This window comes from Variovorax sp. GW823-FHT04B03 (assembly GCF_058796495.1).
In genome coordinates this window covers 1,256,753-1,271,365 of sequence record NZ_JBXAIT010000001.1, presented here as the reverse complement: position 1 = coordinate 1,271,365, position 14,613 = coordinate 1,256,753, and the positions used below count along the sequence as shown (strand labels likewise).

The 14,613-nt window shown below is 65.0% G+C and carries 14 protein-coding genes and 1 tRNA gene; 10 read left to right on the top strand and 5 right to left on the bottom strand.

The window, feature by feature from the left end; all coding sequences use genetic code 11:
- Positions 1 to 23: 23 nt before the first annotated feature.
- The 4 genes from proB to rplU all read right to left on the bottom strand — a co-directional run bounded on the left by proB (position 24) and on the right by rplU (position 2,977).
- Complete coding sequence (proB, locus tag AC1RAD_RS05755; RefSeq protein WP_492734154.1) at positions 24 to 1,163, bottom strand: glutamate 5-kinase; 1,140 nt, start codon at positions 1,161 to 1,163, stop codon at positions 24 to 26.
- Positions 1,164 to 1,243: 80 nt separating this feature from the next.
- On the bottom strand, positions 1,244 to 2,320 hold the full coding sequence (gene cgtA, locus AC1RAD_RS05750) for an Obg family GTPase CgtA (protein WP_062474512.1): 1,077 nt from the start codon (positions 2,318 to 2,320) through the stop codon (positions 1,244 to 1,246).
- Positions 2,321 to 2,392: 72 nt separating this feature from the next.
- Complete coding sequence (gene rpmA, locus AC1RAD_RS05745; protein ID WP_013543198.1) at positions 2,393 to 2,653, bottom strand: 50S ribosomal protein L27; 261 nt, start codon at positions 2,651 to 2,653, stop codon at positions 2,393 to 2,395.
- Positions 2,654 to 2,665: 12 nt separating this feature from the next.
- A complete protein-coding gene (gene rplU, locus AC1RAD_RS05740; protein WP_042578903.1) occupies positions 2,666 to 2,977 on the bottom strand; it encodes a 50S ribosomal protein L21 in 312 nt (103 codons plus the stop codon).
- A 182-nt stretch (positions 2,978 to 3,159) separates the two neighbouring features.
- Between rplU and AC1RAD_RS05735 the strand changes: the two genes are divergently transcribed.
- The 10 genes from AC1RAD_RS05735 to AC1RAD_RS05690 all read left to right on the top strand — a co-directional run bounded on the left by AC1RAD_RS05735 (position 3,160) and on the right by AC1RAD_RS05690 (position 12,594).
- Complete coding sequence (locus tag AC1RAD_RS05735; protein ID WP_070063612.1) at positions 3,160 to 4,152, top strand: polyprenyl synthetase family protein; 993 nt, start codon at positions 3,160 to 3,162, stop codon at positions 4,150 to 4,152.
- A 52-nt stretch (positions 4,153 to 4,204) separates the two neighbouring features.
- Positions 4,205 to 4,281: transfer RNA gene (locus AC1RAD_RS05730), tRNA-Pro, on the top strand.
- A gap of 115 nt (positions 4,282 to 4,396) precedes the next feature.
- Positions 4,397 to 6,130 carry a type IV-A pilus assembly ATPase PilB gene (gene pilB, locus AC1RAD_RS05725; RefSeq protein WP_492734153.1) on the top strand — a complete coding sequence of 578 codons (1,734 nt, stop codon included), beginning with the start codon at positions 4,397 to 4,399 and terminating at the stop codon, positions 6,128 to 6,130.
- A 26-nt stretch (positions 6,131 to 6,156) separates the two neighbouring features.
- On the top strand, positions 6,157 to 7,386 hold the full coding sequence (locus AC1RAD_RS05720; RefSeq protein ID WP_492734152.1) for a type II secretion system F family protein: 1,230 nt from the start codon (positions 6,157 to 6,159) through the stop codon (positions 7,384 to 7,386).
- Entirely contained in the window at positions 7,386 to 8,351 is a 966-nt protein-coding gene (locus AC1RAD_RS05715) for a prepilin peptidase (protein ID WP_492734151.1), read from the top strand. The genes AC1RAD_RS05720 and AC1RAD_RS05715 overlap by 1 nt, the downstream gene beginning before the upstream one ends.
- 13 nt (positions 8,352 to 8,364) lie before the next feature.
- Entirely contained in the window at positions 8,365 to 8,976 is a 612-nt protein-coding gene (gene coaE / locus AC1RAD_RS05710; RefSeq protein ID WP_492734150.1) for a dephospho-CoA kinase, read from the top strand.
- A 76-nt stretch (positions 8,977 to 9,052) separates the two neighbouring features.
- Positions 9,053 to 10,546, top strand: coding sequence for an MBOAT family O-acyltransferase (locus AC1RAD_RS05705; RefSeq protein ID WP_492734149.1), 1,494 nt, complete (start codon positions 9,053 to 9,055; stop codon positions 10,544 to 10,546).
- Positions 10,547 to 10,552: 6 nt separating this feature from the next.
- The gene (locus AC1RAD_RS05700; RefSeq protein WP_062474527.1) at positions 10,553 to 11,584 is read left to right on the top strand and encodes an alginate O-acetyltransferase AlgX-related protein; all 1,032 of its coding nucleotides are present in this window, start codon (positions 10,553 to 10,555) and stop codon (positions 11,582 to 11,584) included.
- 36 nt (positions 11,585 to 11,620) lie between these two features.
- On the top strand, positions 11,621 to 12,376 hold the full coding sequence (gene zapD / locus AC1RAD_RS05695; RefSeq protein ID WP_070063618.1) for a cell division protein ZapD: 756 nt from the start codon (positions 11,621 to 11,623) through the stop codon (positions 12,374 to 12,376).
- Positions 12,377 to 12,384: 8 nt separating this feature from the next.
- Positions 12,385 to 12,594: a DNA gyrase inhibitor YacG gene (locus AC1RAD_RS05690; protein ID WP_062474531.1), complete on the top strand. Its 210-nt coding sequence runs from the start codon at positions 12,385 to 12,387 to the stop codon at positions 12,592 to 12,594.
- A 39-nt stretch (positions 12,595 to 12,633) separates the two neighbouring features.
- On the opposite strand, the gene AC1RAD_RS05685 is transcribed toward AC1RAD_RS05690, so the two are convergent.
- A complete protein-coding gene (locus tag AC1RAD_RS05685; RefSeq protein ID WP_492734148.1) occupies positions 12,634 to 14,598 on the bottom strand; it encodes an acyltransferase family protein in 1,965 nt (654 codons plus the stop codon).
- Between the last annotated feature and the right edge of the window lie 15 nt (positions 14,599 to 14,613).

Here is a 14,613-nt window from a genome sequence, read left to right as displayed (position 1 = left end):
GGCACGGCGCCCCGCCCTGAAGATCAACCGGGCATCAGCACCATGTTGTCGCGGTGCACCATCTCCGGCTCGGCCGCGTAGCCCAGCAGCCGCTCGAACTCGGCCGAAGGCTTGCGGCACAGCAGCCGGGCCTCCACGCTCGAATAGTTGGCCAGCCCGCGGGCCAATTCGACGCCGTCGACGTCGCGCACCGCGATCACGTCGCCGCGCGAGAACTCACCCGACACGCCCGTCATGCCGATCGGCAGCAGGCTCTTGCCTTCGCCGCGCACCTTGGCAGCCGCACCGGCATCGACGATGACGGCACCACGCAGTTGCAGGTGATCGGCCATCCAGCGCTTGCGTGCCTGGTGCTTGGCGGTCTGCGCCACCAGCAGCGTGCCGATGGATTCGCCGCGCGTGAGCCGCAGCAGCGCGTCGGCTTCGCGGCCCCAGGCGATGACCGTGGAAGCGCCGGACCCCGCCGCGCGCTTGGCCGCGAGGATCTTGGTGATCATGCCGCCGCGCCCGATGCTCGAGCCGGCGCCGCCCGCCATGGCTTCGAGCGCCGGGTCGCCCGCGGCGGCCTCGTGCACGAATTTCGCGCCTGGGTCCTTGCGCGGGTCGGCCGTGTACAGGCCTTTCTGGTCCGTCAGGATGATCAAGGCATCCGCTTCGACCAGGTTGGCGACCAGGGCGCCGAGCGTGTCGTTGTCGCCGAACTTGATCTCGTCGTTGACCACGGTGTCGTTCTCGTTGATCACCGGCACCACGCCCAGGCGCAGCAAAGTGACGAGGGTCGAACGTGCATTGAGGTAGCGCTCGCGGTCCGCGAGATCGGCGTGCGTCAGCAGCACCTGCGCGCTGCCGATCTGGTTCTCGCGCAGCTTGGTCTCGTACATCTGGGCCAGGCCCATCTGCCCGACGGCCGCCGCCGCCTGAAGCTCGTGCACTTCGTGCGGACGGGTCTTCCAGCCCAGGCGCTTCATGCCCTCGGCGATCGCGCCGCTCGACACCATGACCACTTCGCGCCCGTCGCGCACCAGCTCGGCCAGTTGCCGGCACCACTCGCCGATGGCACCTTCGTCGAGGCCGCGCCCCTCGTTGGTCACGAGGCTGGAGCCCACCTTGACGACGATACGGCGGGCATCCCGCAAGGCAGTGGAACCGGAATTCGAGGTCATGAAGAAAGAAGGCGTGTTTCAGGAATGCAGCCTGCGCTGCTTGCTATCCATTTTGCAGCACCGAAGGTGCCGCGACGCCCTCAGTTTCCTTCGGGCGGCAGCGGAACGAAGCGCGGATCGACCACGACGGTTTCGTGCTCGGCCACCTGCTGCGCCTTGACCTGCTGGTACACGGCCTTGATCAGGTGCTCGCAGCCTTCGCGCGTGAGCGCCGAGATCTCGAAGACCGGGCCCTTGAAGCGCAGGCGCTTGACGAAGTCCTTGACGCGCGCGGCGCGCTCGTCGTCCGGCACCATGTCCAGCTTGTTCAGCACCAGCCAGCGCGGCTTCTCGTGCAGCGCCGCGTCGTACTTCTTGAGCTCGGCCACGAGCGCCTTGGCCTGGGCGACCGGATCGACGCTGTCGTCGAACGGCGCCATGTCGACCACGTGCAGCAGCAGGCGGGTGCGCTGCAGGTGACGCAGGAACAGGTGACCGAGACCGGCGCCTTCCGAGGCACCCTCGATCAGACCGGGCAAATCGGCCACCACGAAGCTCTGCTCGGGGCCGACGCGCACGACGCCGAGGTTCGGGTGCAGCGTGGTGAAGGGGTAGTCGGCAATGCGCGGGCGGGCGTTCGAAACGGCGCTGATCAGCGTCGATTTACCGGCATTCGGCATACCCAGCAGGCCCACGTCGGCCAGCACCTTGAGTTCGAGCTTGAGGCTCTTTTTCTCACCGGGCCAGCCGGGCGTCTTCTGGCGCGGCGCGCGGTTGATCGCGCTCTTGAAGCGCATGTTGCCGAAGCCGCCGTCGCCGCCCTTGGCGATGGTGATGACCTCGCCGTCCTTGAGCAGCTCGTACAACACCTCACCCGTTTCAGCGTCGGTGATGATCGTGCCGACGGGCATCTTGAGGACGATGTCGTCGCCGGCGGCGCCGAACATGTCGGAGCCCATGCCGTGCTCGCCGCGCTTGGCTTCGTGCCGGCGCGAGTAGCGGAAATCGACCAGGGTGTTGAGGTTCGAGTCGGCCACTGCGAACACGTGGCCGCCACGGCCGCCGTCGCCGCCGTTGGGGCCGCCGAACTCCTTGTATTTCTCATGACGGAACGACACGCAGCCGTTGCCGCCATCGCCCGCGGCGATGTCGATGAAGGCTTCGTCGACGAACTTCATGGGATGTCCAGTTTACAAATGAAGAAGCCCCGGCAATGCGGGGCCTCGGAAAGATCGAAGTGACTGCGGGGCTTAGGCCGCGGGCGTCACGTTGACCATGTGCTTGTTCAGCGCACCCTTGTGACCGAACGACACGTGGCCGTCGACCAGGGCGAAGAGCGTGTGGTCCTTGCCCACGCCGACGTTCACGCCGGGGTGGAACTGGGTGCCGCGCTGGCGCACGATGATCGAGCCTGCGCTGATCAGTTCGCCGCCGAAGGCCTTCACGCCAAGCATCTTGGGCTTGGAATCGCGCCCGTTTCGCGTGGAGCCGCCGCCTTTTTTCTGTGCCATGGAATGTGCTCCTTAGCCGGCGATCGCGCCAATTTGCAGTTCGGTGAACTGCTGGCGATGGCCTTGACGTTTCTGATAGTGCTTGCGACGGCGCATCTTGAAGATGCCGACCTTGTCGTGCTTGCCGTGCGACAGTACCGTGACTGTCACCGTTGCGCCGGACACCAGGGGCGTACCAACCTTGATTTCAGCGCCGTTTCCGACAGCCAGAACCTGGTCGATCACGATTTCCTGGCCTACGTCCGCAGCAATCTGTTCTACTTTAATTTTTTCGCCGGAAGCAACGCGATATTGCTTGCCGCCGGTTTTTATGACCGCGTACATGTAAACCTCTTAGAAATGAGTCTCCGCAGCGAATTCCGCAGAGCCCAAGATTATAGCGCGGTTTGCGGACACTCACCACCCCGATGCTGAGACGCTCCAGGGAATCGTGCACGGCTCCCTATAATTCCCGCGTTCCGGCCTCCAGGGCCGCCCTCATCCTCGCAGCGCCCCGCGCCTTCGCTTTGCCAGTTCCCGCCGCCGACACCTCCCCCACCGCCACCGTGCTGGACCTGATTGCCGGCGACATGGTCGAAGTCGACCGTGTGATCGCCCAACGCCTGAACACCGGCGTTCCGCTGGTCAGCCAAGTTTCGCAATACATCATCTCGGCCGGCGGCAAGCGGCTGCGGCCGGCGCTGCTGCTGCTCATGGCAGGCGCGCTCGGCTACACGGGCGAACAGCGCTTCAACCTGGCGGCCGTGGTGGAGTTCATCCACACCGCGACCCTGCTGCACGACGACGTGGTCGACGAATCGACCCTGCGCCGAGGCCGCGCCACCGCCAACGAATCCTTCGGCAACCCCGCCAGCGTGCTGGTGGGCGACTTCCTGTATTCGCGCGCCTTCCAGATGATGTTGGATGCAAACAACATGCGCATCATGCAGATCCTGGCCGAAGCGACCAACGTGATCGCGGAAGGCGAGGTGCTGCAACTGATGAACATGCACGACGCCTCGCTGGACGAAGCGGCGTACCTGCGCGTGATCCGCTCCAAGACCGCCAAGCTCTTCGAGGCAAGCACCCGGCTGGCGGCCGTGCTGGCCGGCACGACGCCCGAAGTCGAAGAGGCCTGCGCCACCTACGGACAAGCGCTGGGCACCGCCTTCCAGGTGATCGACGATGTGCTCGATTACGCAGGCGATGCCCAGGAAACCGGGAAGAACGTCGGCGACGACCTGCGCGAAGGCAAGACCACTTTGCCGCTGATCTTTGCCATGCAACGCGGCACCCCTGAGCAGAGCGCACTGGTGCGCGCCGCCATCGAGGCCGGCGACACCGCACAGCTGGGAAAAATCGTCGAGATCGTTCGCGAAACCGGCGCGCTGGAAGCCTCACGCGCGGCTGCTGCGGCAGAGGCCGAACGCGCAATTCATGCATTGCGCGACCTCCCGTCGAATTTGCACGCTTCAGGTTTGCTACAATTAGCGGCTCAGTTGCTTGAGCGACGTGCCTGAAACACCTCCACAGAGTTGGCATCTAGGACGAGTTCTTTTTCTTGCAACCAATCGGGGTGTAGCTTAGCCTGGTAGAGCGCTACGTTCGGGACGTAGAGGCCGGAGGTTCGAATCCTCTCACCCCGACCAGTTTTTCTCGACTGGTCCAGTTAATGTCAGCCCCTGTTGCTGTGTAACGATTTACAGCACAGGCGTGTTCAGCGATGATCGTGAAGCACTTTTTCACATCTTTTGCATTCGCTGAATGGCCGCTGCCGAAATTCCCGTTAAAGAAACTACGCAGATAGCCCTTCCCGGCCTGGCGCGCGCCCTCGTGTCGGCCGGCAAGCTCGCGGCGAAGACAGCCGAAGACATCTATCAGAAGTCGCTGAGCGGCCGCACCAGCTTCATCGCCGAACTGACCGGCACCGGCGCCGTTTCGGCTGCGGACCTCGCCCACACCCTGTCGAGCGCCTTCGGAGCCCCGCTGCTCGACCTCGATGCCATCGATCACCAGCGCCTGCCCAAGGACCTGCTCGATCCGAAGCTCTGCCATGCGTACCGCATCGTCGTTCTCAGCAAGCGCAACAACCGCCTGATCGTCGCGACGGCCGACCCGTCGGACCAGCAGGCCGCGGAAAAAATCAAGTTCGCGTCGCAGATGGGCGTGGACTGGGTCATCGCCGAGTACGACAAGCTCTCGCGCATGATCGAAGCCGCCGCTGCGAGCGCGGCTGAAACCATCAACAGCATCGTCGGCACCGAGTTCGAGTTCGACGACGTCACGGCCGACACCTCGGGCGATGCCAACGAGCAGGCCATTGCCGAAGTCGAAGACGCACCCGTGGTGCGCTTCCTGCACAAGATGCTGCTCGACGCCGTGAGCATGCGGGCCTCGGACATCCACTTCGAGCCCTACGAACACCACTACCGGGTGCGCTTTCGAGTCGACGGCGAGCTGCGAGAAATCGCCAGCCCACCCACGGTCATCAAGGACAAGCTGGCCTCGCGCATCAAGGTCATTTCGCGGCTCGACATCTCGGAGAAGCGCGTGCCGCAGGACGGCCGCATGAAGCTCAAGATCGGCCCCGATCGCGTGATCGACTTCCGCGTGAGCACGCTGCCCACGCTGTTCGGCGAGAAGATCGTCGTGCGTATCCTGGACCCGAGCAGCGCGCGCATGGGCATCGACGCCCTGGGCTACGACGCCGACGAAAAGGAACGGCTCCTCCACGCCATCGGCCGCCCCTATGGCATGGTGCTGGTGACCGGCCCCACGGGCTCGGGCAAGACCGTGTCGCTATACACCTGCCTGAACCTGCTCAACCAGCCGGGCGTCAACATCGCGACGGCAGAAGACCCGTCGGAAATCAACCTGCCCGGCGTCAACCAGGTCAACGTCAACGAGAAGGCCGGCCTCACCTTCGCGGCGGCGCTGCGCGCCTTCCTGCGACAGGATCCCGACATCATCATGGTCGGCGAAATCCGCGACCTCGAAACCGCAGACATCTCGATCAAGGCCGCGCAGACCGGCCACCTGGTGCTGTCGACGCTGCACACCAACGACGCCCCGACCACGCTCACGCGCATGCGCAACATGGGGATCGCGCCCTTCAACATCGCATCGAGCGTGATCCTGATCACCGCGCAACGCCTCGCGCGCCGGCTGTGCATGCTGTGCCGCGCGCCGATCGACATCCCACGCGAAGCCCTGCTCGATGCCGGCTTCAAAGAGGAAGACATCAACGGCACCTGGAAGCCCTACCGCCCGGTCGGCTGCACCGCCTGCAGCGGCGGCTACAAGGGCCGGGTCGGCATCTACCAGGTGATGCCGATTTCGGAAGCCATCCAGGAAATCATCCTGCGCGACGGCAGTGCGCTGGACATCGCGAACCAATCCGAAGCCGAAGGCGTGCGCTCGCTGCGCCAGTCCGGCCTTCGCAAAGTCATGCAGGGCCTCACTTCGCTCGAAGAAGTCGTCGCCTGCACCAACCTATAACGAACACACTGAACACCGGAGATCGAATGGCAACAGTGGCATCCTCCCGCTCCCAGGTCACGCACAAGGAATTCGTCTTCGAATGGGAAGGCAAGGACCGCAACGGCAAGCTGGTGCGCGGCGAACTTCGCGCCGCCGGGGAGAACCAGGTGCAGGCGGCCTTGCGTCGCCAGGGCGTGCTGGCCTCCAAGATCAAGAAGCGCCGCATGCGCTCGGGCAAGGCGATCAAGCCCAAGGACATCGCGATCTTCACGCGCCAGCTCGCGACCATGATGAAGGCGGGCGTGCCGCTGCTGCAGTCCTTCGACATCGTCGGCCGCGGCAACGCGAACCCAAGCGTCGCCAAGCTGCTGAACGACATCCGCAGCGACGTCGAGACCGGCACCTCGCTGTCGGCTGCTTTTCGCAAGTTTCCGAAGTACTTCGATAATCTCTATTGCAACCTCGTGGAAGCCGGGGAAGCGGCCGGTATTCTGGAGGAGTTGCTGGATCGTCTCGCAACCTACATGGAGAAGACCGAGGCGATCAAGTCGAAGATCAAGTCGGCATTGATGTACCCGACCTCGGTGGTCGTCGTGGCCTTCATCGTGGTGGCGATCATCATGATCTTCGTGATCCCCGCGTTCAAGGAGGTGTTCACCTCCTTCGGTGCCGACCTGCCCGCGCCGACGCTGATCGTGATGGGAATCAGCGAGTTCTTCGTTTCCTACTGGTGGTTGATCTTCGGCGTGCTAGGCGGTGGCATTTATTTCTTCCTACAAGCTTGGAAGCGCAATGAGCGTGTCCAGAAGGTCATGGACCGCCTGTTGCTGCGCCTCCCCATCTTCGGCACGTTGATCGAAAAATCCTGCATAGCCCGCTGGACCCGCACGCTCGCCACCATGTTCGCAGCCGGTGTGCCGCTGGTGGAAGCCCTCGACTCCGTGGGCGGCGCATCGGGCAACTCGGTCTACGGCGACGCCACCGCCAAGATCCAGCAGGAGGTCTCGACCGGCACCAGCCTGACGACGGCCATGACCAACGTCAACCTGTTCCCCTCGATGGTGATCCAGATGACGGCCATCGGTGAAGAATCAGGCTCTATCGACCACATGCTCGGCAAGGCCGCCGACTTCTACGAATCCGAAGTCGACGACATGGTCGCCGGCCTCTCCAGCCTGATGGAGCCCATCATCATCGTGTTCCTGGGCGTCATCATCGGCGGCATCGTGGTGTCGATGTACCTGCCCATCTTCAAGCTCGGCCAGGTCGTCTGATGCTGGTGTCGCAAGGGTTCGACACCGCATTGGCCGGTGTGCTGGGGCTATTGATCGGCAGTTTCCTCAACGTGGTGATCTACCGCACCCCGGTCATGATGTACCGGGGCTGGCTGGGCGATGCGGTCGCCAACCTCATGTCGTCGAAGGACATGCCTTCGCTCTGGTCACTGGTCTTCGGTCCGAAGGCCGTGCCGCCCGCAGGGCTCGAGGCGGCCGCCGACAAGGCCGCCGAAGCGCTCGAAAAGCTCCCGCCCTTCGACCTCACCCGCCCCGCCTCGCGCTGCGGCACATGCGGCCACAAGATCCGCTGGTACCAGAACATCCCCGTGCTCAGCTATCTCGTGCTGCGTGGCCGGTGCGCCAGCTGCAAGACCTCGATCAGCCCCCGCTACCCGCTCGTCGAACTGATCACGGGCGCGCTGTTCGCCCTGTGCGCGCACCGCTTCGGCATCACCCCTACGGGCGCGCTCTGGGCGGCCTTTGGCGCCGTGCTGATCTGCCAGTTCCTCATCGACTTCGACACCCAGTTCCTGCCCGACGCCCTGAACTACCCTCTGCTCTGGCTCGGCCTGGTCGGTGCCGCCATGGGCTGGACCGGCGTCAGCCTGAACACTGCGGTCTGGGGCGCCGTGTTCGGCTACCTGAGCCTGTGGCTTGTGTACCATGCCTACCGCTTGGCCACAGGCAAGGAAGGCATGGGACATGGGGACTTCAAACTGCTCGCCGCTCTGGGCGCCTGGCTTGGCGCCGACTACCTCATTGCGATCATCCTCGTCTCATCGGTGGTGGGCGCGGTGATCGGCCTCACGCTGCGCTTCGCCGGCAAGCTGGCCCACAAGGACATTCCCATCGCCTTCGGCCCCTTCCTGGCCGGCGCCGGCCTGATCTGCCTCGTGGCCGGTCCCGCCGTCGTCAAGCAGTGGATTCCCTTCGCCTTCCCTTTCGGGGCCCTGGCCCTTTGAGAACGACAGCGGCATGGCGGTGAAGCGCATCGGCCTGACCGGCGGCATCGGCAGCGGCAAGAGCACGGTCGCGTCGTTGCTGGTGGCTGAAGGGGCAGTGCTGGTCGATACCGACGCCATCGCACGCCGCATCGCGCAGTCCGGCGGCATCGCGATGCCCGCCATCGAGGCCGCATTCGGCCCTTCCGTCATCGCGCCCGACGGCAGCCTCGACCGGGCCGCCATGCGCCAGCTGGTGTTCGCCGACGCGGGCGCCAAGGCCCGCCTCGAAGCGATCCTGCATCCGCTGATCGGCACCGAGACGCAACGCCAGGCCGCCGCCGCCGGCGACGATGCCGTCGTCGTGTTCGACGTCCCCCTGCTGGTCGAATCCGGCCGCTGGCGGGCCCTTGTGGACCGCGTGCTGGTGGTCGATGCCCACGAAGACACGCAGCTGCAGCGCGTGGTCGCACGCTCGGGATGGGAGCCCGAGGCCGTGCGCGCCGTGATCGCCCAGCAGGCGCCGCGCAAGGCGCGCCGGGCCGCCGCCGACGCCGTGATTTACAACGAGTCGTTGACGCTCGCGGAACTGGGCACCGAGGTGCGGGGTCTCTGGAAGCTGTGGGCTGCGGCCACCACGCGATAATCCGAGACCAGCCGCCCCGGCGGCTCTATAACGATTACGACAAAAAGGCGCTCGCCCCTGCAGTGCCCTCCCCGAGATGCTTTTCAACTCGTATCCCTTCATTTTTGTCTATTTCCCGCTGGTCCTGATCGGGTTCTTCCTGATCGGCAAGCGCAACGCCCGCGCCGCCGCCGGCTTCCTCGGACTGGCCTCGCTGTTCTTCTACGGTTGGTGGAGCGTGCAGGCCCTGCCGCTGCTGCTGGGTTCCATCTGCATCAACTACTGGTTCGGCCTGCAGCTGACGCCCGCGCCGGGACGCAACGACCGCAAGCGCAAGACGCTGCTGATCGCCTCGCTGGTGATCAACCTGGGCGTGCTGGCCGTCTTCAAATACGCCAACTTCTTCCTGGAAAACGTCGATGCGGGGCTGGTCGCCGCGGGTCTCACGCCGATCGATCTGGTGCACATCGTGCTGCCGATCGGCATCTCGTTCTACACCTTCACGCAGATCGCCTTCCTGGTCGACTGCTGGCAGGGCAAGGTGCACGAGCGCAGCTTCATCCACTACGTGCTGTTCGTCACCTACTTCCCGCACCTGATCGCGGGCCCGGTGCTGCACCACGCGCAGATGATGCCGCAGTTCGCGAACCCCGCGACCTACCGGATGGACCCGAACAAGGTCGCCATCGGCCTCACGATCTTCGTCTTCGGCCTTGCCAAGAAACTGCTGATCGCCGACCCCATGGGGCAGTACGCCGACCTGATGTTCAACGGCGTTCACAAGGGCATCGAGCCCACGTTGTACACCGCGTGGTTCGGTGCGCTGGCCTATACGCTGCAGATCTATTTCGACTTCTCGGGCTACTCGGACATGGCCGTCGGCCTCTCGATGTGCCTGGGCGTGCAGCTGCCGCTCAACTTCCGCTCGCCCTACAAGTCGACCAACATCATCGAGTTCTGGCGCCGCTGGCACATCTCGCTGTCGACCTTCCTGCGCGACTACCTCTACGTGCCGCTGGGCGGCAACCGCAAGGGCCCGGCGCGGCGCTACCTGAACCTGTTCCTCACGATGCTGCTCGGTGGCCTGTGGCACGGCGCGGCCTGGACCTTCGTGGTCTGGGGCGCGATGCACGGCGCGTTCCTGATGGTCAACCACCTCTGGAACGCCAAGGTCCGTCGCAATGCCACCCCGGGACGCATCGCACGCGTGCTGGGCTGGCTGCTGACCTTCCTGTGCGTGGTGGTGGCCTGGATCGTCTTCCGCGCCGACGGCATGAACACGGCCATGTCCATCTACAAGGGCATGCTGGGGATGCACGGCGCGCCGGTCTCGGCGTTCAGCGAGTTCGGCAAGGTGCCGTTCCGCAAGCCGGAGTTCTTCCAGCTCATGCTGGTGGCGATCATCATCTGCCTGACGCTGCCGCCGACCATCACCCTGGAGCGCTGGATTCCCCACCCGAAGTCGATGGCCGGCCGCCCGGTGATGGCCCGCCTGTCGACCGTGGTGCTCGCCATCGGTACCTTCGCACTGTTCGCGTGGTGCGTTTCGAAGCTGGGCGGCTACAGCCCCTTCCTCTATTTCCAATTCTGATTCGACATGACGACGACCACGACGCCCGCGAAAGTCTGGCTGCGGTTCTTCCTCTTCGGCTACTTCGTCCTGATGGCCCTGTGGATCATTTCGCTCACCAGCCCGGTGCCCTACGGCGACCTCACGCGCATCGGACGCCTGTCCGAGCGCGAGTTCGGCTGGCGCGACCCGCCGCCCAAGGTCGACCCGGTCTACCTTGCCAGCACGCCCATCGAACAGGCGGACGTGATGGTCGTCGGCGACAGCTTCTCCATGACGCACCGCTGGCAGTCCGTGCTTGCCAAGGCCGGCTACCGGGTCTCGACCTCCTACTGGGGCCAGTACGGCGAATCGCTGTGCGGCGATTTCAGCCAGTGGGTCCACGACTCCGGCTTCAAGGGCAAGCTGGTGATCATCGAAAGCGTGGAGCGCCTGCTGGACATGCGCATGCGCTACAGCGAGCGCTGCAAGGACGGCAAGACCATCTTCCCCTACAGCGCCAAGGCCGAGCCCCTCATCGAGCCCGACGAGACCGTGCCGGCCTTCGCGCCCAACTGGGAAGTCCAGTACATGACCGGCGTCGTGACCTATTACCACACGTGGAAGGCCAAGAACTCGCCGGTAGACACCTATTTCGATCGTGACACCTGGGTAAGGAAAGTCCCCGACGGTTGCAAATTCTTCTCGCATCGCCAGTGCGACCGGATGCCCTTCTTCCAGGAAGACGAGGACAATGGCCCGTTGACCTCCGACACGCTGGCGCGAATGAAGAACTTCACCGCTGCGCACAGCACCATCCCGCTCCTGTGGATGGTGGTGCCCAACAAGACCACGGTCTACCTCAAGCCCGATTTCTCGAAAGACTTCGAAAGCGGCTTCCGCGATGCGAAGCTGGGCCCCGACCTGTACGCCTTCACCCGCGAAAAGCACACGCAGATCCGCGACTTCTACTTCTCGAACGACACGCACATGTCCATGCACGGACAGCTCGCACTCGGCGAGCGCATGCTGGCCGCGGTGCGTGAAGTGATGCCCACACCCCCTTCCAAATCGCCCTGAAGTTATGATTCCGCGACAGGAAACCGACAAATACGCGTGATCCTCTACGAGTACCCCTTCAACGAGCGCATCCGCACGTACCTGAGGCTGGAGCATCTGTTCCGTCGCCTCGGGGAACTGGTGCCCTCGGAATCGCCGCTTTCGCACCACTACGCCCTGGTCACGATCTTCGAGATCATGGACGTGGCGGCGCGCGCCGACCTCAAGGCCGACGTGCTGCGCGACCTCGACAAGCACAAGAACGTCTTCAACAGCTACCGGGGCAATCCGGCCATCGCCGAGACGGTGCTGAACCAGGTGGTCGACCAGCTCGAACGCAACTTCAGTGCACTCAACGGCGTGGCCGGCAAGGCGGGACAGGCACTCACCGAGAACGAGTGGCTCATGAGCATCCGCAGCCGCGCCGGCATTCCGGGCGGCACCTGCGAGTTCGACCTGCCCGCCTACTACGCGTGGCAGCACCGCACGCCGGCCAGCCGCCGCGCCGACCTGGAGCGCTGGTCGAACACGCTGTCGCCGCTGGCCTCGTCGATCTACCTGCTGCTCAAGCTGCTGCGCGACGCCGACGTACCCTACAAGGTGATCGCCACCCACGGGCAGTTCCAGCAGAACCTGCCGCAGGGACGCAGCTTCCAGCTGCTGCGACTGCGCATCGATCCCAAGCTGGGCCTGGTCCCGGAAATCAGCGGCAACCGCCTCATGGTCTCGGTGCGGCTCATGCGGCACGAAGCCGACGACCGCCTGCACCCGAGCACGGAAGACACCCCCTTCGAACTGACCCTCTGCGCGTGAGGCCCGGTGTGAGCAAGAAGAAAGAAGACGAACGCATCGTCCGCTGCCCGACCTGCGGCGGCGACAGCATTTATGCGGAGCGCAACCCGTTCCGGCCGTTCTGCAGCGCACGCTGCAAGGGCATCGACTTCGGCGCCTGGGCGACCGAGGAATTCAGGATGCCGGCGGAGACACCGCCCGACGAAGAGCCCTTCGGCGATCCCAAGCTGCAGCAATAGATTGCATGCACGCCGCCGCAGCCCAGAGCTGCGGGGCCGTCAGTTGGCTGCAGCGGGCTGCACGCCCTCTTCCAGGAACACCTTGTCCAGGTAGGTCGCGAACTGCCGCGTGAACGCGGGCCGCAGGTGGCCGTGGTCCTTGTAGGCCGGCGCACCGTCCGGCATCGTCCGCGGGCACTGGCCGTCCTTGCACAGGGCGCCCAGCACGTCGATCGCCTCCGCGCCGCTGGCGGCCGCGATCTGCAGGAGCCGCTGGTTGAGCTTCACCTGGTCGGCGAGCACGGGCGCGGTTGGCGAGTTGCCCACCACCGAGAGCGTGCGCAGCCGGCTGCCCTCGATCATGCGGCGCGGCTCGAAGTCGTCGCCCAGCGCGTTGTCCAGCAGCAGATAGACCTTTTTCTTCTGCTTGACCAGTTCGGTCACCCACGCCTGCAGCGCCACCAGCGAGGGCTCGATGCCGGCGCGGTCGCCGCGGGTCAGGGAGAGCGACGCACCGTTCGCGCGCAGCACGTAGTCCAGCGGGAAATCGCCCGTGAAGTAGCAGTTCCAGCAGCTGCCGATCAGCACGGTGTCGATCTGCGGGTCGCGCGCCATCGCCATCCACTGGTCGCGGGCCGGGCCGCAGCCGGGGTTCTGCTCGGCGAAGACGTTCGGAATGGCCGGGCACGCGCCGTAGGTGAAGAAGTACGTGGTTGCCATGCGCTCGGGCGCGAGGCGTGCCAGCTCCGCGGCACGCGGGCCGTACTCGATGACGTGGCTGTCGCCGATCAGCAGCACCTTGCGGGCGCCGTTGCCGATGCGATTCACCGCGTAGGGGCCGAAGTTCTCCGAGGAAAAGCCGGCGTAGTAGTCGCCGTCCACCGTCGCATCGGTCACCTTCTGCAGCAGCTCGCTGTTGTGGCGGGCGGGCAAACCGTTGAGCACCGCCACGCCGGCCACGGCCACGAAGGCACCGGTGCCCACGAGCGTGCGCAGCATGCCCGCGCCCAGGCGGGCCCGCGTGAACCGCTCGATGAAGCGGTAGGTCAGCCAGGCCAGCAGCACGCTCGCGACCACCATCGTCACGCGCGTGCCCACCGACGGCTCCGCGCCCTTGACGATCCGCGCATACACCAGCAGCGGCCAATGCCACAGGTACAGCGGATAGCTGATCAGGCCGATCCACACCATCGCGCGGTTCGACAGGAAGTACTTGTTCAGCACACCCGTCGGGCCGGCCGCGATGCAGCTCACCGCGCCCAGCGTCGGCAGCAGCGCCCACCAGCCGGGGAAGGCCTTGTCGCTGCGGATCATCACGAGGCCCAGCACGATCAGGCCCACGCCCAGCACCGACTGCACATGGCTGCGCCAGACGCTCGGTGCCGACGGCTTCATCCGCATGCAGGCCAGGATGCCGCCCACCATGAGTTCCCAGAAGCGCGAAGCTGGCGAATAGAAGGCCGCCGTGCGGAACGGGTGGATCGTCGTCACGTTGATGAGGAACGACACCACCGCCAGCACCCACAGCACGCGCACGATCGGCCAGCGCCGGCGCCAGGCCAGCCCGAGCAGCAGCGGCCAGAAAATGTAGAACTGTTCCTCGATGCCCAGCGACCACAGGTGCAGCAGCGGCTTGGTCTCGGCGGCCGTGTCGAAGTAGCCGGCCTCGCTCCAGAAGACGAAGTTGGCCACGAAGCCCACGCCGCCCAGCGCCTGCTTGCCCAGCTCGACGAATTCCTTGTTGAGCAGCACGTACCAGCCGAAGGCCAGCACGCCCGCCAGCATCAGCATCAGTGCCGGGAAGATCCGGCGGATGCGCCGTGCATAGAAGTCGCGGTAGCTGAAATCGCCGGCCGCGTGGCTCTGCATCATGATCGTCGTGATCAGGAAGCCCGAGATCACGAAGAAGATGTCGACGCCGATGAAGCCGCCAGGCAGCAGCTTCGGGAACGCATGGAAGATGACGACCGAGGCCACGGCCACGGCGCGCAGGCCGTCGATGTCGGCACGGTACTTGGGATGCATATCTCTTACTTCTGG